We start from the raw sequence: 21262 nt of genomic DNA, 5'->3' as shown, positions 1-21262 counted from the left end.
CATGGCACGCATTGATCTTAGCAATCTCGCCCATTCCTACCTGCCCAATCCGAAAAGCGATAATGATTATGCGCTGACCCGGATGAACCATACCTGGGACGATGGCGGCGCCTATGCGCTGCTGGGGCCGTCGGGATGCGGCAAGACCACCTTGTTGAATATCATCTCCGGTCTGTTGCGACCGTCAGAAGGCCAAGTCCTTTTTGATGGCAAGGATATGACCGACCTGCAGCCGCAGGATCGTAATATCGCGCAGGTTTTCCAGTTTCCGGTGATCTACGACACCATGACGGTCTATGACAATCTGGCCTTCCCGTTGCGCAACCGGCATGTGCCGGAAGCCGAAGTGGATGCCAGGGTGCGTGAAATCGCAAGCCATCTTGATCTGAACGATGCGCTGATGACCCGCGCACGCGGCCTGACCGCGGATGCGAAACAGACCATTTCTCTGGGCCGTGGCCTGGTGCGTAATGACGTGAATGCGATTCTCTTTGATGAACCGCTTACCGTGATTGACCCGCATATGAAATGGCATCTTCGGTCCAAGCTGAAGCTGCTGCACCGTCAGTTCGAACATACCATGGTCTATGTCACCCATGACCAGACCGAAGCTCTGACCTTCGCGGACAAGGTGGTTGTCATGTATGATGGTCAGATCGTCCAGCTTGGTACGCCGGAAGAATTGTTCATCAAACCCAGCCACACCTTTGTCGGCTATTTCATCGGCTCGCCGGGCATGAATGTCATGCCGATTGAACTGGATGGCGCTTCGGCGAAACTGGGCGGCCAGACGGTTAGTCTGCCGGGGGCCGCGAAGGTCAAGGCCGGGGACAAGGTTGAGCTTGGCGTGCGCCCGGAATTCATCCGGCTTGACGCCAAAGGTATGCCCGTGACCGTGAACAAGGTCGAAGATGTCGGACGGCAAAAGATCGTCCGTGCCCAGTTGGAAGGACGCAATATCGCAATAGTGATCGGTGAGGATGAATCTGTTCCGACCGATGCGAAAATCGCGTTCGACCCCAAGGGTATCAATGTTTACGCCAACGACTGGCGTGTGGAACTGGGGGCCTGAACCGATGAATAAAACCTGGAATAACAAAGCCTGGTTCATGGTCCTGCCGGTCTTGTTGATCGTGGCCATGAATGCTGTCGTGCCGTTGATGACGGTTGTGAACTATTCGGTTCAGGACACGTTCGGCAATAACGTATTTTTCTTTGAAGGGGCCCGCTGGTTCCGTGAGGTGCTGGAATCCGAGCGTTTTCATAACGCGCTTTTCCGCCAGTTCAGCTATACCTTCATCATTCTGGCGATCGAGATCCCGCTTGGGGTTGGTATCGCGCTTGCCATGCCGCGCAGCGGTGTGTGGGCTTCTGTCTGTCTGGTTCTTATGGCGCTGCCGCTGTTGATTCCGTGGAACGTTGTCGGTGCCATGTGGAACATTTTCGCGCTGCCCGATATCGGCCTTCTGGGCTACACGATCAACGCGATGGGCATAGACTACAATTTCACCAGCCAGCCCATTTCCGCCTGGATCACCATGGTCCTGATGGATGTCTGGCATTGGACGTCGCTGGTGGTGTTGCTGGCCTATGCGGGCTTGCGTTCGATCGATGACGCCTATTATCAGGCGGCCCGTATTGATGCGGCTTCCCGCTGGTCCGTGTTCCGCTATATCCAGCTCCCCAAACTCAAGCATGTGCTGACCATCGCTTTCCTGCTGCGCTTCATGGACAGCTTCATGATCTATACCGAGCCGTTCGTTCTGACCGGTGGCGGTCCGGGTAACTCCACCACCTTGCTTTCAATCGATTTGGTGAAAGCGGGCCTGGGAGAGTTCAACCTCGGCATCGCAGCCTCCATGAGCATCATCTACTTCCTGATGACACTCCTGGTCTGCTGGCTCTTCTACACATTGACGATGCAGGGAGAAAAAGAATGAACCGGTATCGCTGGCTCGTCCCGACCCTCTATATCCTATTCCTGATGCTGCCGATTTACTGGTTGGTCAGCATGTCCTTCAAAACCACGAATGAGATCCTGGGCGGTTTCAGCTTGTGGCCGTCGGAATTCACGGTTGAATCATATGTGAAAATCCTGACCGACAGCACCTGGTATTCAGGCTATATCAACTCGATTGCCTATGTGGCGTTGAACACGGTCATCTCGGTTTCCTTTGCATTGCCGGCGGCCTATGCGTTTTCGCGTTATCGGTTCCTGGGCGACAAGCATCTGTTTTTCTGGCTGCTAACCAACCGTATGGCGCCACCGGCGGTTTTCGCCCTGCCGTTCCTGCAGCTCTATTCCGCCATGGGGCTGTTTGACACCCATCTGGCTGTTGCCCTGGCGCATTGCCTGTTCAACATCCCGCTGGCGGTCTGGATCCTTGAAGGGTTCATGTCCGGTGTTCCGAAGGAAATTGACGAAACCGCCTATATCGACGGCTACAGCTTTCCGAAGTTTTTCGTGAAGATCTTCATGCCGCTGATTTCGAGCGGGATCGGGGTAACGGCCTTCTTCTGCTTCATGTTCTCATGGGTTGAGCTGCTCTTGGCAAAAACCCTGACAACCGTGGAAGCAAAACCGATCGCCGCCATCATGACCAAAACGGCCAGCAGCTCCGGCTATGAATTGGGCCTGCTGGCGGCGGCTGGTGTCTTGACCATCGTGCCTGGTGCCATCGTGATCTGGTTCGTGCGGAACCATATCGCCAAAGGCTTTGCAATGGGGAGGGTTTAACCCATGGATTTATCTTGGATGGCCTGGACCTGGCATACAGGTCTGTTCTTCGGCTTTATTGCTTGCGCGCTGACCGTGATGACGGTCTGGGAATTCGCCCGGCCTGGCGGCGCGCCCCGCAAGGGCATCTTGGGCCTGGACACCACACGCGGTGACCGCCTGTTCATCTCTTTGCTTGGCTCGGCTTATATCCATCTGGCTTGGCTGGGCCTCGTTTCCGCGCCGCTCTGGGGTGCGACCATTATCGCTGTTCTCTTCGGCCTGGCGGTATTCCGCTGGGTCTGAGGAGGGCCGCACACGAATCGCCGATCTTCCGAAAGCCTAGAAAATAAGTGCGATACAGGAAGAAAGGTGAAACCCACGCCAGGACCCGCCCGCCTGAACAAAGGGGCTGGCTTGTCGTGTCTCGCTGAGGGTTTCAGTGGTTGGAACCCGATCTCCGATCCGGAGGTAACCTAGTGAACTGGGAGGACTTATAATGAAAAAGTCTTTAATCGCGTCTGTAGCCGCGATCGGTATTGTCGCAGGGGCGCTTCCCGCTTTTGCCGGCATGGCCGAAGCGGAAAAATGGATTAACGAAGAATTCAAACGCTCGACCCTGTCAAAGGACGAGCAGATGAAGGAAATGGAATGGTTCGTCAACGCGGCAGAACCGTTCAAGGGCATGGAAATCAACGTGCTCTCCGAAACCATCCCGACCCATACCTATGAATCCAAGGTCCTGACCAAGGCATTCGAGGAAATCACCGGGATTAAGGTCAACCATCAGCTGCTCGGCGAGGGCGAAGTCGTCCAGGCCGTTCAGACCCAGATGCAGACCAAGCGTAACCTGTATGATGCCTATATCAACGATTCCGATCTGATCGGCACCCATTCCCGCCTGCAGCTGGCGGTGAACCTGTCCGATTACATGGAAGGTGACGGCAAGGACGTTACCAACCCGAACCTGGATATCGATGACTTCATCGGCAAATCCTTCACCACCGGTCCGGATGGCAAGCTTTATCAGCTGCCTGACCAACAGTTTGCGAACCTGTATTGGTACCGCAAAGACTGGTTCGACAAGCCTGACCTGAAAGCCAAGTTTAAAGAAATCTATGGCTATGAGCTGGGCGTGCCGGTTAACTGGTCCGCTTATGAGGATATCGCCGAATTCTTCTCCGAGCATGTGAAGGAAATCGATGGTGTCCGCGTTTATGGTCATATGGATTATGGCAAGCGCGCGCCGGATCTCGGCTGGCGCATGACCGATGCCTGGCTGTCCATGGCCGGTGCCGGTTCCAAAGGCCTGCCGAACGGCAAGCCGATCGACGAGTGGGGCATCCGCATGGAAGAGGGGTCCTGTAACCCGGCGGGCGCTTCCGTTACCCGTGGTGGTGCTGCGAACGGTCCGGCGGCTGTTTACGCGATCCGCAAATGGGATGAATGGCTGCGCAAATATGCACCTCCGGGCGCTGCCAGCTATGACTTCTACCAGTCCCTGCCGGCTCTGGCTCAGGGTAACGTAGCCCAGCAGATCTTCTGGTACACCGCCTTCACCCAGTCCATGGTGGCGCCGAAATCCGAAGGCAACAATACCGTGGATGAGGAAGGTTACCCGCTGTGGCGGATGGCACCCTCTCCGAAGGGCCCGTATTGGGAAGAAGGTCAGAAGCTCGGCTATCAGGATGCCGGTTCCTGGACCATCCTGAAATCCACCCCGGCTGACCGCGCAAAAGCAGCCTGGCTCTATGCTCAGTTCGTGGTCTCCAAGACCGTTGACGTTGAGAAAAGCCATGAAGGCCTGACCTTCATCCGTGAATCCACCGTGAACCATGAGAGCTTCACCGAGCGTGCGCCGAAACTGGGCGGCCTGGTTGAGTTCTATCGTTCCCCGGATCGTGTGATGTGGTCCCCGACCGGTGTCAACGTTCCGGATTATCCGAAACTGGCCCAGATCTGGTGGCAGCAGATTGGTGACGTGAACTCCGGTTCCTTCACCCCGCAGGAAGCCATGGACCGTCTGGCGGGTGAAATGGATCAGGTCATGTCCCGTATGCAGGCTGCTGATGAAGCTGCCAACGTTTACGGCGGTTGTGGCCCGCGTCTGAACGCTGAAAAAGACGCCAGCGAGTGGCTCGGCAAAGGCGGCGCGAAAGCGAAGCTGGAAAACGAGAAGCCGCAGGGCGAAACCGTTCCTTACGAAGAGCTGATCGAGCGCTGGAAACAGGGCTGATCACGCTCAACGTGAATGAACAAGGAAATCCGGCCGGTTGCTTCGCGGCAAGATTTCCAGACTAAAAACGGGCGGATCCATGAATTTTGGATCCGCCCGAATTTTTTGGATGCTCTATGAAATGTCATGAAAATCCAATAGGCTGCTTGGCAGATGTAAGGATAGGTAGATCAATGTCAGATGGACGGAAATTGAATATCGGGTTGGTGGCTCATGATGCGGTAAAACCGGAACTGGCCCATTGGGTGAAAACCCATCTGGAGAAACTGGCGCCGCACGCCCTCTTTGCGACCGGCACAACGGCGCGGGTCTTGAAAGAGGCCAATCCGTCCCTGAATATCCAAGCGATGAAAAGCGGGCCTTTGGGCGGGGATCAACAGCTTGGCGGCATGATTGCCGATGGCAAGCTGCAGATGCTGGTCTTTTTCCAGGATCCGATGACACCCCAGCCCCATGATGTCGATGTGAAGGCCTTGATTCGCCTCTCCACCGTCTATGATGTGCCGCTGGCCTGCAACCGGGCTTCCGCAGATTTCCTGATCATGAGTCCGCTGTTTAATAGCGATGAGCATCATAACGCCCGTCCTGATCGATTGGATCGCTTCAGGAGCTATACTGATCGCAAGCTTTCATGATTCTTCCTAATTGAATGGTGCTGGTTTGGTACAGATGAAACATATTATTGCCCTTGGAGGCAGTTTGTTACTATTGGCGTCCTGCCTGTCATCAAACGATCCGCATCCGGATGTGACCAAGGCGCTCGAGCCTGGCGGCATTGAGATGATTGTCGGGCTGAATGAGGCCAGCGGGGGCGTTTTCAATTTGATTGGCCGGGCAAAACTGGACCCGAAAGGATCGGAAGGACAGGGTATTGAAGGGGTGTTTCTGTCCAGATTTGTCCAAGAAAACGGTTATAATTTGCACCGATATCAGATTGCCCAATTGGAACCGGGGCGCCGTTTTGATGAGGCACTGGCCAGAGCGGTTCTAGATGAAATCGGAAAATGGAAGCGCCGGAACGATTATAAGAAGATAATCCTCGGAGGAAGCGCGTATGGCGGCTGGATTGCGCTGCAAGCGGCAGCAATGGATACCGAAGGGATCATCGATACAGTCATCCTGGCCAGCGTGAATAAATTTGGTCCGGCTATAACAGTTGATGGCAAAAAGAACAGATCATTTGATCGAACACTGAACGAGACAGGGAAACTGGCGAACAGGATTGTCCATGCCAGTGTTTTGACAGCATGCTTCAATGATGATCCTTGGGAGGTTGCGGGACGCTGTGATCAATATTCAGAAATATTCACGCGGAACGGTATAGTGCATGCCACACTCGATTCTCCACGCTGGGCAAAAGGGCATTTTGCGTTCAGTCACGCTTATCTAGCCAACAACTATTATGATTGTTTGAGTGAGTTCCTATCACAGGGTGGGGCGGGCAGCTGCGAATTGGAGCTGAGCAAGCAAAAGAATCTGATTAACCATGATCAATATGACAGGGGGGAAGTTGACCGGGAGAAGTTCGCCCAAACGGCAATAGTGCTGGAAGGCCGGGCGAGAGAGATTTTCCATGGTTCATACCAGTCAATTCCTCTGATCAGGCGTGGGACATATAATTATAAATTCTTCGCCTACAGTCCCAGCACAGGCAGCTTCGGAATGTATCCCTACCATTACCGGAATTATGCATTCCGAGAGGCGATGAAGCTGTGCGGGCAGCCGGATTGCGTCATCTATGCTGAAGGTAACAAGGTTGTGGCCGCCGACTAAGTTTCACATGCCCTTTTCCTTCGTTTGTTTGAGAGGTGCGAGTTTTCTGTTGAAGTGGGCGTTTTTGGCTTATATTATTGAAATAATGTGAAAAAATATGTGTTCTTTTTACGGGAAATGAACTTTTTTCTAAGAGGTCTCATTTTTCTGTAGACCCAGGTTTAGATTCCGTATATTTCGGCGCTCTCACTCAAGCCGGGATGGGCCCGGGACTGGTTGATGGAATGAATGCGATGTTGCGAATTCTGTTTGCTGGCCTCAAAGCCTGGGCCGAAAAAGGCCATGCTTTTCAAACCAGATTGAAAATTTTTTCCCGATTTGTGGATTATGCGATCCGTGCTGACCGCATCCCGGTCCTGAAAAAAATGGAACCTCGGATTCCTGATGGCCGTATGGCGATTGCCGCCTTTTACGGGCCGGAGGATTTTTACGACCGTCAGGGCGATATGGCCCTGCTCTCGCGCAAAATGGCGATCCTGTAATTCGTTGACTTTCCTCACTGGAAGTTAACGTCTCTCTTTATTAGGAAAATATGCCATGAGTGTTTTGGACCATGTCGGCCAGTTGGTTGCCGACAATAATTTCGATCATCCCGTTCACTTCGTTTATCCGCATCTGCTGAGCGCGAAGGCCGCCCGTTTGAACAAGGCGTTTCCGGGGAAGGTTCTCTATGCGGTCAAATGCAACGAGGATAACCGGATCCTGCAGGCTCTGTATGACGGTGGCATCCGCCATTTCGACACCGCTTCCGTGCATGAGATCGAAGTGGTCACCAGCCGTTTTGAAGATGCCAGCTGCTATTTCATGAACCCGGTTAAATCCTACGATTCCATCGATCGGTCTTATAATGAGTTCGGCCTGCGCAACTATTCGCTCGATCATGAGAATGAGTTGAAGAAATTCATTGAGCTGATCGCGCCCACTGACCGGGCGGATGTGCGCCTGATGGTGCGCCTCGATCTGCCGCGCCAGATGGCGACCATGGATCTGGGAGGCAAATTTGGTGCGACCCCTGAGCGTGCCGCGCATCTGCTGCAGGAAATCAAAGAGGCCGGCTTCCGCTGTGGTGTCTGTTTCCATGTGGGCTCCCATTGTTTGAACCCGATGGCTTTTCGGCGCGCACTCACCCTTGCCAAGGATATCGAGCAGGCGGCCGGTGTTGAATATGAAGTGATCGATTGCGGCGGCGGATTCCCGGTCAGCTATACTGGTCAGGAACCTGTGTTTGAGGTTTTTGTCTCCGAGATCAAGCAAACGATTGCTGATCTGCAGTTTGCGGGTGAGCCGGAATATTGGTGTGAGCCGGGCCGGGCGCTCTGTGCGGAAGGTCAGTCCATTGTCACGCGCATCGATCTGCGCCGGGATGGCGACCTGTTTCTGAATGACGGTGTCTTTGGCGGTCTGTCTGAGTTGAAATATCTGGGCGCGCATTTTCCGCTGCGTGTCATGCGTTCCGACGGTACGGTTCGCGGCGGCGATCTGCGTGAATACCGCATGTTCGGCCCGACCTGTGACAATGTGGACAGCTGCCCGGGGCCGTTTTTGCTGCCGGACGATATTGAAACGGGTGATTATCTGGAAGTCGGCATGATCGGCGCCTATTCCAATGCCTATCGCACACGGTTTAACGGTTTCTTCTCAGACACTTTCATGTGCCTGGAAAGTGATCCTTTCTGGGTGCGTCCGGAGGCCGCCGTTCAGGTGGCGTGACCCATGGGTTGGTTTCAAGAAGAGCTGCATGGCGAGGTCGCGCAATCGATTCGCGTGGATGAGGATATTTACGCGGGCCGGACAGAGTATCAAACCTTACGGTTCTTTCGAAATGACCTGCTGGGCCGTGTCATGGTGCTAGATGGCGCGGTGCAGGTGACCGAGCTGGACGAGCCGATCTATTCGGAAATGATGGTGCATGTGCCGGTCCTGTCCCATCCGGACCCGAAACGGGTTTTGATCGTCGGGGGCGGGGACGGAACCTGCCTGCGCGAGGCTGTGCGTCATGAAAATATCCGGGAAGCTGTCCTGGCGGAGCTGGATGGTGGGCTGATCGAGCTGTGCGAAAGACACATGCCGGACATGGTCCAGGGGGCTTTCCGGCATGAAAAAGCCCGGCTGGCGATTGGCGATGCGGTTGATTTTATTGCAAAGACTGAAGATCGCTTTGATGTGATCATCGTGGACAGCACAGATCCGGCGGGCCCAAGTGAGCCGCTATTCACGTCTGAATTTTACCAGGGCTGCAAGGCGGTCCTGGCCCGGGGGGGCGTTCTGGTGGCCCAGGCCGGCTGCCCGATGTATCAGAAGGATTTCGGTCGCCAGATCGGCGTGGATCTGGCGGAGTTGTTTTCATATCATGGCTATTATCAGGCGGCGGTGCCCAGTTATTTAGGCGGGCTTCATGCCTTTGCCTGGGGCAGCGACGCAATCGATCTGAAAGCGGTCACGCCCAGACCTTGTGATTTTGAAACCCGCTATTATTCCGATAACAGTCGAATGGCGTCCTTCCTGCTGCCCTTTCCGAAAGTCTGATCCTTAATCCAGGAAATCCTTCTCAAACGGATAGCGGGTCAGGTTTTCATATCCAGTCTCCGTGATCACCACTTGGTCTTCCAGTTTAACCCCCTCGCGACCGCCATCGACGCCGATATAGGCTTCGACACAAAGCGTCATGCCGGGTTTTAAAACGCCGTCATAGCCGCAACTGTCCCAATCTTCCGGATAGCGAAGTGACGGATATTCATCACACAGGCCCACACCGTGGAACATGACGCCATATCGGTTGTTGCGATATTCCGTGGGCAGGCGGTGTCCCCGTTCCATTAATTCCCGGAAGCTGACGCCAGGGGCCAGCAGCGCCATGTTGGACATGATATGGTCATGGGCCATTTGATAGAGGGTTTTTTGTTCCGCGGTCGGTTTGCCATCCCCGCACAGCCAGGTGCGTGAAATATCCGCGCAATACCCATAAGGGCCGATCAGATCGGTATCGAAGGCGACGATATCACCATTCTGGATCACTCGCGGGCCACATTCATGGAACCATGGATTTGTGCGGGGGCCTGATGCCAGCAGTCTGGTTTCGATCCATTCGCCGCCCCGGATGATATTGCCGTGATGCAGGGCGGCCCACATCTCGTTTTCCGTGACGCCGGGCCGCATGACACGCCGCATATCATCCATGCCAGCCTCGCAGGCAGCAATGGCACAACGCATGGCGTTCAATTCGTTTTCATTCTTGATGGCACGGGCATGTTCGGTGACCGCCTGGCCTTCGCAAATGTCGATACCCAGAGAGTCAAAGGCGCGAATGCCGACAATCTCCATCTTGTCCACGGCCAGCTTGCGGTTGCGTCCGGCATGTTTGCGCATCAGCTCATCAATCTGATGAGCAAATTCACTAGCATGCTGCTCCAGCTTGTCGCCCGATTCAAAATAGAAAAACGAGGCCCCATGGCGGACCTCGTCGACCAGCGGCAGGAACTCGGACAGATGCTCGCAATTATGGAAATCCCATAGGATGACCGGGCCTTCCGTCGGGATGAAACAGGCGCGGCAGGCATTGTGGGTGACCCAGAGCTGCATGTTGGAACTGTCGGTGGCATAGCGGATATTGAGCGGATCAAACAAAAGGATCCCGCCATAATCCCTCAGGCGCAGCTGCTCACGGATCCGGCCCAGTCGGTATTCTCGCAGTTCCGGCAGGTTGGGCAGCGCAAGGCCAAGCGCCTCCCATTCGCTAAAGGCAAGGGCGGTTGGCCCGATCTCCACCCGGTCATTATCATTGGGCGTGCCGTCGCCCTTCAATGGCCGGGCAGGCCGGCGCGTCGGATCAATCTTCCGGTTGGAACTGCTAAGGGAGGCGGTGCCGATAGTATCCATTTATAGATGTCCCTGATCTACTTGTTGTTTCCCTGGTCCGTATGCTGGTGCCAAGGAATACTGTTTTATCAAATTTGAGTTTTTTCGTGATCGCTGTAAAACTACAATAATTGATGCTTGCTAATAGAAAGCCTAATAACTGTGAGCGATTTGGATATTCCGCTTCTCCGGTCTTTTTCCATGGCGGCCGTAGAAGGATCTTTCAGCGGTGCCGCCCGGCGTTTGAACATTACGCAAGGGGCCGTGTCGCAACGCATCAAGACGCTTGAAGACCGGGCCGGTGGGCCTCTCTTTGCCCGAAATTATCACAAGCTTGCGCTAACCGCCGCAGGACAGCAACTGTTGCCGATGGCGCGCCGGATTCTGCGCATGCATGATGAGGCGAGGATTGCCCTGCAGCCGCAATCCCTGAAAACGGCTCGTTTGGGGGTGGCGGAAGATTACGCCGGCGCGCGGCTGGCAGCGGTTTTGAACCTTCAGCGTGAAAGCATGCCGCAGCTAGAGTTCGAGGTTGTCTGCTGCAAAAGCGTTGATCTGGTCGACATGGTAGATGCGGGCAAACTGGACCTGGCGGTGATAACACCGCCGGACGGGTTTAAGCGCGGTACCTTGATTTCCCGTCGGCAATTGATCTGGACCTGTTCGGCGGGGTTTGAGTTTCAGCCGGGTCAGCCACTGCCAGTGGCACTTTATCCGCAGGGATGTGTCTATCGGCAAAACACGTTGGAAACCCTCGAGCGGCGCGGGATGGAATGGCGCATCATCATGTCGTCGGAGAGCGGCCGCGGGGTTCTGGCCGCAGTTGAAGCGGGGCTGGCGCTCACGGTCATGGCCGAAGGCACGGTGCCGCCCCAATTGCAAAAGGCCGATGCCGCCTGGAACTTGCCAACGCTCGGCATGACGGAAATCCGCTTGATCCGGCGACCGGATGCGCCTGATTTTGTTGGTGAGGTCGAAACCCTGTTGTTTAACCTTTATCAGACTGAATAGCGGCATTTGTTTTCACGCGACAGAATTGCTGCGTTGCGATGGCGCGTTGCAGCATCGGCGCAACGCAAGGTGCCGTCTTATTTTGTCGCCACTTCCCTATACAACTTATCTCCATAGTTGTTATCTCTTTGCGGCATGCTTGATCCTGTGAACGACTCCCGTTTTCGACTTTTTGACGCAAAATCGGCAATATATTGAAATATGCTTAGGTCAAAATGTCGCAGCTTGTAATATAAGATCATTTCTGAGGTCGCATTTGAATTGCATTTGGTCGTGTCGGGGGAATTTTTCATGCCCCTCTATCGTCATTATCAAATTGCTGAAGATGCATCATGCATCCAGTGGTTGTGAACCGAGGGCAAGGCGCCTGTGCGAAGGCGGTCCGGGTGAATGGATAAAAGATATGGGCATGGCGTGGGGCCGTGCAGGCTAGATGCAGCGTGGGGCTTGTCATCATTGCCGTTCATATCCCGTTGATCCGGATGTCCGACATGATACTGAGGGAGGATACGACTTATGGCGGGTCGTAATGCGCTGTTTATTCCTGGACCGACAAATATTCCGGATCATATCCGGTCTGCGGTCGATCTTTCCATGGAAGATATGCGGGCGCCGGATTTTCCGGAATTCACGCTGCCGCTGTTCCAGGATCTGAAGAAGATCTTCAAGACAGAGACCGGTCAGGTCTTCTTGTTCCCGGGCTCCGGCACCGGCGGCTGGGAAGCAGCCATCACCAACACCCTGTCGCCCGGCGACAAGGTTCTGATCAGCCGCTTTGGCCAGTTCTCCCATCTCTGGGTGGATATGCTGGAACGGTTCAAACTGGATGTTGACTGTATAGACGTCGAATGGGGTGAGGGGGTTCCGGTCGAGGAATTTGCCAAACGCCTGGAAGCGGACACGAATAAAGAGATCAAGGCGGTTTTTGCCTGCCATAACGAAACGGCGACCGGTGTCACCAGCGATATCGCCGGGATCCGCAAGGCGCTGGATGCGGCTGATCACCCGGCCATGCTCTATGTGGATGGCGTGAGTTCCATTGCCTCCATCGATTTTTGCATGGATGAATGGGGGGTCGACCTGGCGGTCAGCGGTTCCCAGAAGGGCTTCATGCTGCCGACCGGTCTTGCCATTGTTGCGGTCAGCCAGAAAGCCCTGGAAGCACGCCATACGGCTCAGCATACCCGTTGCTTCTTCGATTTCGAGGATATGATCAAGACCAATGCCCAGGGTTATTTCCCCTATACCCCGGCAACCACCCTGCTACGTGGCCTGCGGGCGTCAGTTGACACCCTTTTGGGCGAAGGGCTGGACAATGTCTTTGCCCGTCATAATCGCATGGCCGAAGGTGTTCGGCGCGCGGTGACAGAAGGCTGGGGACTGGATCTTTGTGCCAAAGAACCGAAATGGTATTCCGATACGGTGAGCGCCATTTGTGTGCCTGAAGGTTTTGATAGCGCTGAAGTCGTGCGTCATGCCTATTACGAATACAACATCTCACTGGGTGTCGGCCTGTCCAAAGTGGCGGGCAAGGTGTTCCGCATTGGCCATCTGGGCAGTCTGAATGAAACCATGCTGCTGGGTGTTCTGGGCGGTGTCGAGATGACCCTGCGGGATCTCGGCATCCCGGTCGAAGCTGGCAGCGGTGTTGCCCAGGCGGTTGATTATTACCGTACCACCCGGGGCCAGGCCTTGGCCGCGGCGGCGGAATAGCGGCAATCCAGAGAAACAACAAGCATAGATAAGGCGTTCAAACGCCAGGAAAATCTTATGACGGAGAGGCTGCTGCGGCCTCTCCGAACAGGAGAAGTCTGACATGAGCCATACGATTTATCCCCCGGTGAAAACCCGCCTTCAGCGGTCCGAGCTGGCGGTGCCGGGTTCCAACCCGACAATGATTGACAAGGCCGCCGATTGCGCCGCCGATTATGTGTTCCTGGATATCGAGGATGCGGTTGCGCCCTCGGATAAGGAACAGGCCCGGAAGAACATCATCCAGGCGCTGAACGATATTGACTGGCGTGCCAAGGGCAAGACCATTTCTGTTCGCATCAACGGTCTCGATACCCATTACATGTATCGCGATGTGGTGGATGTGATGGAGCAGGCAGGGCATCGTCTTGATACGATCCTGGTGCCGAAAGTGGGGGTGCCGGCCGATCTCTATATGGTCGAAGCGCTCTGCAACCAGATCGAACAGGCGAAAGGCATCCAGCATAAGGTGGGCCTGGAAGCTTTGATCGAAACCGCGCTTGGCATGGCCAATGTGGAAGCCATCGCGCAGGCCAGCCCGCGACTGGAGGCCATGCATTTCGGCGTTGCCGACTATGCCGCCAGCCTTCGCGCCCGCACCACCAATATCGGCGGATTGAACCCGGATTATCCAGGCGACCAGTGGCATGCAGGACTTTGCCGCATGACCATCGCCTGCCGTGCCTATGGCCTGCGTGCCATCGATGGGCCGTTTGGTGATTTCAATGATCCGGAAGGCTATCTGGATGCGGCGCGCCGTGGCGCGGCGCTGGGTCTGGAAGGGAAATGGGCAATCCATCCTTCCCAGATTGAGCTGGCCAACGAGGTTTATTCCCCACCGGCCAAGGAAGTCGAGCGTGCCAAAAATATCCTGAAAGCCCTCGATGAAGCCGCCGCCCAGGGCAAAGGCGCTGCCCAATTGGACGGCAAGATGATCGACGCCGCATCCGCCCGCATGGCGGAAAATGTGGTCAATGTCGACAACATCATTCACGGCCGCGCGGCCTAAGCGTTTTCGGCAATAGGGAAAGGATTAGATCCATGGATATTCATGAGTATCAGGCTAAAGAGCTGCTGTCCGACTTCGGCGTGCCGATCCCGCGTGGCGGCCTCGCTTACAGCCCGGAACAGGCAACCTACCGCGCCCGGGAAATCGGCGGCGACAAATGGGTGGTGAAGGCCCAGATTCATTCCGGTGCCCGGGGCAAGGCCGGCGGTATCCGGGTTTGCGAAAATGATAAGGAGATCTGGGAAGCGGCCGACGACCTGCTGGGCAAACGCCTGGTGACCCATCAGACCGGCGCCCAGGGCAAGGTTGTCTACCGCCTTTATGTGGAGGAAGCGACCAATATCGACCAGGAGATTTACCTGGGCTTTGTGCTGGATCGGAAAACCGAGCGGGTGATGGTTGTCGCCTCCGCTGCGGGCGGCATGGAGATTGAGGAAATCTCCGCCTCCAACCCGGAAAGCATTGTCCGGGCCTCTGTCGAACCTGCTGTTGGCATGCAGCCTTTCCAGGCGCGCGAGATCGCTTTCGGTCTGGGCCTGGAGCCGGGGCAGATCGCCAAAGCGTCCGAGACCATCCTTGGTTGCTATCGGGCATTCCGAGAGCTCGATGCTACCATGGTGGAGATCAACCCGCTGGTGATCACCAAGGAAAAAGACATTGTGGCGCTGGACGCCAAGATGAGCTTTGACGAAAACGCCCTTTACCGCCGTCCGCAAATTGCGGAGCTGCGTGATAAATCCCAGGAGGATCCGCGTGAATCCTATGCGGCAGACCGGGGGCTTTCCTATGTCGGCCTGGATGGCAATATTGGCTGCATCATCAATGGCGCGGGCCTGGCCATGGCAACCATGGACATGATCAAGCATGTAGGTGGTGAACCCGCGAACTTCCTCGATATCGGCGGCGGCGCGTCGCCTGAGCGTGTCACCAAGGCCTTCAAGGCGGTTCTGGCCGATGAAGGCGTGGAAGCGATCCTGGTCAATATCTTCGCCGGCATCAACCGCTGTGACTGGGTGGCTGAAGGGGTGGTCCAGGCGGTGAAAAACACTGATATCACTGTGCCTTTGGTGGTCCGTCTGGCGGGCACCAATGTGGAAGAGGGACGCCGTATCCTTGAGGAAAGCGGTCTGCCGATCCTGACTGCCGATACCCTGGCCGAAGCCGCCGACCGTGTAGTCGGGGCCTGGCGCGATACCAAAGCCGCCTGATCTGAGCGAAGAGGAGAGTTGAGACATGTCTATTCTGATTGACGAAAACACCCCGGTTATCGTTCAGGGCTATACCGGCCGGATCGGGACCTTCCATGCCCAGGAAATGATGGAATATGGCACCAATGTTGTTGGTGGGGTGACCCCTGGCAAAGGCGGGACCACCCATCTGGGCAAACCGGTTTTCAATACCGTCAAGGAAGCGGTTGAAGCCACCGGCGCGCAAGCCTGTGGGATCTTTGTGCCGCCGCCCTATGCAGCGGATGCGATCATGGAATCGGCCGATGCGGGTATCCGTTATTCGGTCTGCATCACCGACGGCATCCCGGCCCAGGATATGATCACGGTGAAACGTTATATGCGTCGTTACCGGGAAGAAAACCGCATGATCCTGACCGGTCCGAACTGTGCCGGCACCATCAGCCCGGGCAAGGCGATGATCGGTATCATGCCGGGACATATCTATGAAAAAGGCTCCATCGGAATCGTCGCGCGCTCCGGCACGCTGGGCTATGAAGCCGCCTCCCAGATGAAAGCGCTGGGAATCGGTGTTTCCACCTCCGTCGGTATCGGTGGGGATCCGGTCAATGGTTCCTCCTTCATGGATATCCTGACGCATTTCGAACAAGACCCGGAGACCGAGGCGGTCATGATGATCGGTGAAATTGGTGGTCCGCAGGAAGCGGAAGCCGCTGAATTTATCCGCGATCACATGAAAAAGCCGGTGGTGGCCTATATCGCGGGCCTGACCGCGCCGAAAGGCCGCCGCATGGGCCATGCGGGTGCCATTGTGTCCGCCTTTGGCGAATCTGCTGCGGAGAAGGTGGAAATCCTTCGTGAAGCAGGCGTTTCTGTCGCGCCCAACCCGTCGGAGCTTGGCTCCTCGATGGCGGCTGCCCTGGGAGGCATCGCCAAGGTTGCGTGATGGTAAGGCCTGACGGAACCCCTTGACCCGGTTCCGTCGGGCATTTTGAAACCCGGCCGGACGACCCTATCCCTCGTTCCCAATGTCCGGCCGGGTCTTTTTTGAATTTGAAACAGTATCGATATCTGATGGGGATGTGTGACATGACGGCCACTATCAAACGGACAGAGCAGGCGAATATCTTGGCGCTGGCCCCGACAGACCCAAGCCCTGACAGCTATACCGGTGAAACCATCGATCTGTTATTCACCCTCTTTTGCGAGGTACTGGCCGAACGCCAGCCAGAAATACTGCCGTTGCTGCAAGGGGGGGAATTGAGCGATCCCAACCCGCACAACATCCTGCGCGGCCTCCAGGCGCTGGGCACCTGGTTCCAACTGCTGGCAATCGCTGAGGAAAATGCCGCGATGCACGGCCGCAGGCATGATGAGACACTTTATGGCGCGGAACATGCCAGGGGATCCTTTGCCCAGGTGATTGCTGATGCGGCGCGCGAAGGCATTCCTGCGGAACAGATCCAGCAGTTGCTCAATGACATGGATATCTGTGCGGTTCTGACAGCGCATCCGACCGAAGCCAAGAGGGTGACGGTTCTTGAGATCCATCGGCGCATATACCGCCGTCTTGTGGATTTGGAATCACCACGCTGGACTCCGCGGGAAAAAGACCGCCTGACCAACAAATTGCGCGCTGAGATTGATTTGCTCTGGCTGACCGGGGAAATCCGGCTGGAGAAACCGACCGTGGATCAGGAGGTGGCCTGGGGCCAGCATTTCTTTGAAGAAGTGCTGTTCGATCAAGTGCCGGAACTGATGGATCGGTTGGACTGGGCCTTGAGCTGTCATTATCCTGACTTCAATTTCAAGATCCCGCCGATCATGCGCTTTGGTTCCTGGATTGGTGGTGACCGCGATGGCAACCCCTTTGTGACGACGGAAGTCACCAGCAACACCTTTGCCAGCAATAAGAAACTGGCTCTGATCCGGTATGATCATGAGTTATCCTTATTGACCGCCCGATTGAGCATCGCGGCGCATGGTATTGAATTTCCGGATGATTTTAAGAGGGATCTGGAGCGCCTTCTTGATCTGTGCGGCAGTGGAGACATGATCGTGGCGCGCAACCCGGGCGAGTTGTTCCGGCAATATGCCACGGCCATGAAACGCCGTGTCGAGAGCATGCTGAATGCCAGGGGCGACGATGATGTGATGCCCTACAAAGATGCGGATGAATTTGCCCAGGATTTGCGGGTATTGGAAAAGGGCATGCAGGATGTGGGCTGTGTCACCCTGAACCGGACCTTGATCCGGCCCTTGCGCCGTCAGGTGGATGCCTTTGGTTTTCATACCACAGCCCTTGATATCCGGGAAAATTCCGGGGTGATCAACGAAACGCTTGCAGAGATCTGGCAGCGGCGCACAGGAGGGGCGATTGCGCCCGAAGCAGACAGTGACGAATGGAAGGCCTGGCTGCTGGCGGAACTGAGCGCGCCGATGGTCTCCCCCTACAGTTTCGATAATCTGTCGGAGATGACAGCCCGAACGCTCAGCCTGTTCACCCTGTTGGGCCGGGTGAGCCATCGAGGATCCAAGGGTCAGATCGGATCGGTTATCCTGTCCATGACCCAATCGGTGGCGGATATTCTGGGTGTGTATCTTCTGGCGAAATATGGCGGCCTGTTTTCCGATATGGAAGGGGTGGAGGCCTGCACCTGTCATATCGTGCCGCTGTTTGAAACCATCGAGGATCTGCAGCAGGCGCCGGGCATAATGAACGAGTTGTTGTCGATTCCGCTGGTGCGCCGATCCCTGCGTGCGCGCAACCGTGTCCAGGAAGTGATGATCGGCTATTCGGACTCAAACAAGGATGGCGGCTTTTTTACTTGTAACTGGGAATTGAACAAGGCACAGACCAAACTGACCCGCGCCGGCGAAAAGGCCGGTGTGAAAATCAGCTTTTTCCATGGCCGAGGCGGATCGGTCAGCCGTGGCGGCGCACCAACCATCCGGGCGGTCGCTGCCCAGCCGGCAGGCACTGTCCAGGGCAGGCTGCGGATTACTGAACAGGGTGAGGCGGTCTCGTCCAAATATGCCAACCGGGGCACGGCGCAACATCAGATGGAAATGCTGGCGGCAAGTGTGCTGGACCATAGCCTGCGCAAGCCCGTGGTAGAAGAACGCACCGACAATACCAGCTTTGACGACGCCATGGAGGCGATCGCGGGAACGGCCTATGTCGCCTATCGCAAACTGGCGGAACATCCGGGCTTGGTCAGCTATTACCAGGAGGCCAGCCCGGTGGAGGAACTGGGCCTGATGAATATTGGCTCCCGTCCTGCCAGGCGGCGCGGCGTTGCCTCGCTTGATGATCTGCGCGCCATCCCTTGGGTTTTTGCCTGGAGTCAGAATCGCCATCTGGTGCCGGTCTGGTTCGGGGTCGGCAGCGGGCTGCAGCAATTCATCAAGATTCGCGGTGATGCGGGGCTCTCCCTGCTGCGCGACATGTTTGAAAAAATGCCGCTGTTCCGCTTGGTTATTGATGAGGTTGAGCGATCGCTTTGTCTGGTCGATCTGGAGATCGCAAAGGCCTATTCCGGGCTGGTGCCGGATGAGGCGGTGCGAGCGGAATTATTCCAGCTTATTCGCGAAGAATATGAGCGGACACTGGAGGCGATCCTGGCGGTCACTGGTGAGCCGGCGTTGGCGGACCGATTTCCCGAATATCGGGTCAAACTGGATCGCAGGCTGCCGTTTCTCAGAGAAGCCGGTTTCCATCAGATCGAGATGGTCCGGCGTTTCCGGGACGGGGCTTCCAAAGGCGAGAGCAATAGCAAAGAGTTGGTGAGCCTGCTTCTTTCGATAAACTGTGTCGCTTCCGGGCTTGGCTGGACTGGATAAACCGCTATCTTGAGCGGGTTGAACAGTTGAGTATTAAGGGTGGCAAAGATTATGGCAGCGGATATCTCCGGGATGCGCGCAAAAGCGCTTGAAATCTTCCAGGCGGGCGTGGCTGCGGCCGATCCGGCCCACGCGGTGCGCCGGGGCCTTTTTCTGGAAGGTGGGGTGCTGTCAGTCGCCGGGGAAAGCGGTGACTGGAAAAGGATTTTCGTAGTGTCTTTCGGCAAGGCTGCCTGTGCCATGGCTGAAGCGGCTCTGGAGATCCTGCCTGCGGAAAAGGTTGTCTCACCCGCCCTGGTGGTCACCAATGATGAAAACGTCCGGGAAATGTCCGGATGCGAGGTCATGGGATCAAGCCATCCATTGCCGGATGCGCGCGGCCTGGCGGCGGCCAAACGGATCGAGACTCTTCTGGCGCAAGCCGAAGAGGGGGATCTGGTTCTGACCCTGGTCAGCGGTGGCGGGTCCGCATTGGTGCCGTATCCGGCGGAACCGGTAACGCTTGAGGAAAAAATTGCTACCACAGATCTGCTGCTGGCCTGTGGCGCGGATATTGTACAGATCAATGCGGTGCGCAAGCATCTATCCTGCTTCAAGGGTGGGCAATTGACCCGGATGGCGGCACCTGCCAACCTTAAGGCGTTGGTGCTCAGTGATGTGATCGGCGATGACCTGAGCGCGATCGCCAGTGGCCCTACTGTGCCGGACCCTACCCATTTTGACGATGTCAAAGCGATCCTGGAAACCTATGAAATCTGGGACAAGGTTCCAGCCTCCGTCCGATCCCGGATTGAAGAGGGGGTGGCTGGTAAGATCCCGGAAACGCCAAAAGGGGATGATGCGATTTTCCATCAGGCCCGGACCATGCTGGTCGGCAGCAACCGGCTGAGTGTCGATGCCATGATGGAAAAGGCGGCGGCTTTGGACCTGGAGGTTCGGCTCTATAGCGACGCCCTGGAAGGCAATGCGCGCGAGGAAGCGGGCATCTTGGCCAAGGAAGCCGCCAGCTTGATGGATCAGGTCGGCGACAGGCCGATGGCGGTTCTTGCTGGTGGCGAGACCACGGTGGTCTTGAAAGGCACGGGCCGGGGCGGGCGCAATCAGGAATTTGCCCTGGCTTTTGCGGCGGCGGCAAAAGGGCTGGAGCCGCGCTGGTGTTTCCTCAGCGGGGGTACAGACGGCCGGGATGGGCCGACCGATGCCGCGGGCGGCATTGTCGATCCGGGCACGTTGCAGCGCTTGTCGGAGCAGGGATTGGACGCGATTGCCATCCTGGATGACAATGATTCCTATCATGGGCTGAAAGCCAGCGGAGATCTGGTTAATACCGGTGGCACCGGTACCAATGTAGCAGATTTACAGGTACTGGTAATTTTCTGAAAGACCGGGGATAATAAGGCTGCGGGGGATCAAACATAGATAGAGTTGACAAACCCATGGTTCGGCCGCTCTTGGTCATTCTTCTGTGCTTTTTTTCCCTAGTGCCGGTTTCTGGTTCTAGGGCATCCGGCCAATTATTCTCGACCGAGGCGGTTTACCCCAGTGAACCGGTGCGAATCATTGTGGCTTTTGGTGCCGGTGGCGGTTCAGATCAACTGGCCCGTCAAATGGCGCGTGCGATCAAGGCCACATCAGGTTTGGATGTCACTATAGTCAATCGCCCCGCTGACGGCGGGATGGAGGCGATCCGGATATTCATGCGTCAACCATCGAACGGCTATAATATTTTGTTGATGACGGAAGGTGCGGCCGCGAATTACGCATCCGGGCAACTGGCCTATAATCTGAAGTAGTTGCGATCTGATCTGACACCGCTTCCTTGAAGGAGTGAGAGTTACCGGTTTTGATGACGGTGCGAACCAAACCATCAAAACACACGA

At 56.0% G+C, this 21262-nt stretch carries 19 protein-coding genes; 18 read left to right on the top strand and 1 reads right to left on the bottom strand.

Features of this window, described 5'->3' with window-relative positions:
* Nucleotide 1 precedes the first annotated feature (1 nt).
* The 10 genes from DFP90_RS20720 (at nt 2) to speE (ending at nt 9251) form a co-directional block, all read left to right on the top strand.
* Nucleotides 2-1072 carry an ABC transporter ATP-binding protein gene (locus DFP90_RS20720; protein ID WP_115939084.1) on the top strand — a complete coding sequence of 357 codons (1071 nt, stop codon included), beginning with the start codon at nt 2-4 and terminating at the stop codon, nt 1070-1072.
* Nucleotides 1073-1076: 4 nt separating this feature from the next.
* Nucleotides 1077-1940 carry a carbohydrate ABC transporter permease gene (locus tag DFP90_RS20715; RefSeq protein ID WP_115939082.1) on the top strand — a complete coding sequence of 288 codons (864 nt, stop codon included), beginning with the start codon at nt 1077-1079 and terminating at the stop codon, nt 1938-1940.
* Nucleotides 1937-2737: a carbohydrate ABC transporter permease gene (locus tag DFP90_RS20710; RefSeq protein WP_115939080.1), complete on the top strand. Its 801-nt coding sequence runs from the start codon at nt 1937-1939 to the stop codon at nt 2735-2737. Before DFP90_RS20715 ends, DFP90_RS20710 begins: the two co-directional genes overlap by 4 nt.
* A gap of 3 nt (nt 2738-2740) precedes the next feature.
* Entirely contained in the window at nt 2741-3022 is a 282-nt protein-coding gene (locus tag DFP90_RS20705; protein ID WP_115939078.1) for a DUF2160 domain-containing protein, read from the top strand.
* 193 nt (nt 3023-3215) lie between these two features.
* Entirely contained in the window at nt 3216-4952 is a 1737-nt protein-coding gene (locus DFP90_RS20700) for an ABC transporter substrate-binding protein (RefSeq protein WP_115939076.1), read from the top strand.
* A 173-nt stretch (nt 4953-5125) separates the two neighbouring features.
* A complete protein-coding gene (locus tag DFP90_RS20695) occupies nt 5126-5587 on the top strand; it encodes a methylglyoxal synthase (RefSeq protein ID WP_115939074.1) in 462 nt (153 codons plus the stop codon).
* A 10-nt stretch (nt 5588-5597) separates the two neighbouring features.
* Nucleotides 5598-6725: a hypothetical protein gene (locus DFP90_RS20690; protein WP_147301080.1), complete on the top strand. Its 1128-nt coding sequence runs from the start codon at nt 5598-5600 to the stop codon at nt 6723-6725.
* A gap of 233 nt (nt 6726-6958) precedes the next feature.
* Nucleotides 6959-7207, top strand: a complete 249-nt coding sequence (locus tag DFP90_RS20685; RefSeq protein ID WP_147301079.1) for a hypothetical protein — start codon at nt 6959-6961, stop codon at nt 7205-7207.
* A 55-nt stretch (nt 7208-7262) separates the two neighbouring features.
* Nucleotides 7263-8435 carry a type III PLP-dependent enzyme domain-containing protein gene (locus DFP90_RS20680; protein WP_115939068.1) on the top strand — a complete coding sequence of 391 codons (1173 nt, stop codon included), beginning with the start codon at nt 7263-7265 and terminating at the stop codon, nt 8433-8435.
* Between the two features lie 3 nt (nt 8436-8438).
* On the top strand, nt 8439-9251 hold the full coding sequence (speE, locus tag DFP90_RS20675) for a polyamine aminopropyltransferase (RefSeq protein WP_115939066.1): 813 nt from the start codon (nt 8439-8441) through the stop codon (nt 9249-9251).
* Nucleotides 9252-9254: 3 nt separating this feature from the next.
* Here the strand turns inward: speE and dddP are convergent, their stop codons facing one another.
* Nucleotides 9255-10601, bottom strand: a complete 1347-nt coding sequence (gene dddP / locus DFP90_RS20670) for a dimethylsulfonioproprionate lyase DddP (RefSeq protein ID WP_115939064.1) — start codon at nt 10599-10601, stop codon at nt 9255-9257.
* Between the two features lie 141 nt (nt 10602-10742).
* Here dddP and DFP90_RS20665 point away from each other — a divergent pair, with 141 nt between their 5' ends.
* The 8 genes from DFP90_RS20665 (at nt 10743) to DFP90_RS20630 (ending at nt 21175) form a co-directional block, all read left to right on the top strand.
* Complete coding sequence (locus tag DFP90_RS20665; RefSeq protein ID WP_115939062.1) at nt 10743-11591, top strand: LysR substrate-binding domain-containing protein; 849 nt, start codon at nt 10743-10745, stop codon at nt 11589-11591.
* A gap of 516 nt (nt 11592-12107) precedes the next feature.
* The gene (locus DFP90_RS20660) at nt 12108-13304 is read left to right on the top strand and encodes an aminotransferase class V-fold PLP-dependent enzyme (RefSeq protein ID WP_115939060.1); all 1197 of its coding nucleotides are present in this window, start codon (nt 12108-12110) and stop codon (nt 13302-13304) included.
* A gap of 103 nt (nt 13305-13407) precedes the next feature.
* Nucleotides 13408-14352: an HpcH/HpaI aldolase/citrate lyase family protein gene (locus tag DFP90_RS20655; protein WP_115939058.1), complete on the top strand. Its 945-nt coding sequence runs from the start codon at nt 13408-13410 to the stop codon at nt 14350-14352.
* A gap of 32 nt (nt 14353-14384) precedes the next feature.
* The gene (locus DFP90_RS20650) at nt 14385-15560 is read left to right on the top strand and encodes a malate--CoA ligase subunit beta (RefSeq protein ID WP_115939056.1); all 1176 of its coding nucleotides are present in this window, start codon (nt 14385-14387) and stop codon (nt 15558-15560) included.
* Between the two features lie 25 nt (nt 15561-15585).
* Nucleotides 15586-16485 carry a succinate--CoA ligase subunit alpha gene (gene sucD, locus DFP90_RS20645; protein WP_115939054.1) on the top strand — a complete coding sequence of 300 codons (900 nt, stop codon included), beginning with the start codon at nt 15586-15588 and terminating at the stop codon, nt 16483-16485.
* Between the two features lie 143 nt (nt 16486-16628).
* Nucleotides 16629-19382: a phosphoenolpyruvate carboxylase gene (locus tag DFP90_RS20640; protein WP_218044768.1), complete on the top strand. Its 2754-nt coding sequence runs from the start codon at nt 16629-16631 to the stop codon at nt 19380-19382.
* Between the two features lie 51 nt (nt 19383-19433).
* The gene (locus tag DFP90_RS20635) at nt 19434-20762 is read left to right on the top strand and encodes a glycerate kinase type-2 family protein (RefSeq protein WP_115939052.1); all 1329 of its coding nucleotides are present in this window, start codon (nt 19434-19436) and stop codon (nt 20760-20762) included.
* Nucleotides 20763-20932: 170 nt separating this feature from the next.
* A complete protein-coding gene (locus tag DFP90_RS20630; RefSeq protein ID WP_147301077.1) occupies nt 20933-21175 on the top strand; it encodes a type 2 periplasmic-binding domain-containing protein in 243 nt (80 codons plus the stop codon).
* Nucleotides 21176-21262: the final 87 nt, after the last annotated feature.

The sequence above is a fragment of the Aestuariispira insulae genome (genome assembly GCF_003385955.1).
Classification (GTDB): Bacteria; Pseudomonadota; Alphaproteobacteria; order UBA8366; family Aestuariispiraceae; genus Aestuariispira; species Aestuariispira insulae.
This window is presented reverse-complemented; position numbering and strand designations above follow the sequence as displayed.

Excerpts from the sequence above, each read along its gene's own strand:
- DFP90_RS20720 (WP_115939084.1), top strand. The coding sequence starts at position 2 with ATGGCACGCATTGATCTTAGCAATCTCGCCCATTCCTACCTGCCCAAT.
- DFP90_RS20715 (WP_115939082.1), top strand. The coding sequence starts at position 1,077 with ATGAATAAAACCTGGAATAACAAAGCCTGGTTCATGGTCCTGCCGGTC.
- DFP90_RS20710 (WP_115939080.1), top strand. The coding sequence starts at position 1,937 with ATGAACCGGTATCGCTGGCTCGTCCCGACCCTCTATATCCTATTCCTG.
- DFP90_RS20705 (WP_115939078.1), top strand. The coding sequence starts at position 2,741 with ATGGATTTATCTTGGATGGCCTGGACCTGGCATACAGGTCTGTTCTTC.
- DFP90_RS20700 (WP_115939076.1), top strand. The coding sequence starts at position 3,216 with ATGAAAAAGTCTTTAATCGCGTCTGTAGCCGCGATCGGTATTGTCGCA.
- DFP90_RS20695 (WP_115939074.1), top strand. The coding sequence starts at position 5,126 with ATGTCAGATGGACGGAAATTGAATATCGGGTTGGTGGCTCATGATGCG.
- DFP90_RS20685 (WP_147301079.1), top strand. The coding sequence starts at position 6,959 with ATGTTGCGAATTCTGTTTGCTGGCCTCAAAGCCTGGGCCGAAAAAGGC.
- DFP90_RS20680 (WP_115939068.1), top strand. The coding sequence starts at position 7,263 with ATGAGTGTTTTGGACCATGTCGGCCAGTTGGTTGCCGACAATAATTTC.
- speE (WP_115939066.1), top strand. The coding sequence starts at position 8,439 with ATGGGTTGGTTTCAAGAAGAGCTGCATGGCGAGGTCGCGCAATCGATT.
- dddP (WP_115939064.1), bottom strand. The coding sequence starts at position 10,601 with ATGGATACTATCGGCACCGCCTCCCTTAGCAGTTCCAACCGGAAGATT.
- DFP90_RS20660 (WP_115939060.1), top strand. The coding sequence starts at position 12,108 with ATGGCGGGTCGTAATGCGCTGTTTATTCCTGGACCGACAAATATTCCG.
- DFP90_RS20655 (WP_115939058.1), top strand. The coding sequence starts at position 13,408 with ATGAGCCATACGATTTATCCCCCGGTGAAAACCCGCCTTCAGCGGTCC.
- DFP90_RS20650 (WP_115939056.1), top strand. The coding sequence starts at position 14,385 with ATGGATATTCATGAGTATCAGGCTAAAGAGCTGCTGTCCGACTTCGGC.
- sucD (WP_115939054.1), top strand. The coding sequence starts at position 15,586 with ATGTCTATTCTGATTGACGAAAACACCCCGGTTATCGTTCAGGGCTAT.
- DFP90_RS20640 (WP_218044768.1), top strand. The coding sequence starts at position 16,629 with ATGACGGCCACTATCAAACGGACAGAGCAGGCGAATATCTTGGCGCTG.
- DFP90_RS20635 (WP_115939052.1), top strand. The coding sequence starts at position 19,434 with ATGGCAGCGGATATCTCCGGGATGCGCGCAAAAGCGCTTGAAATCTTC.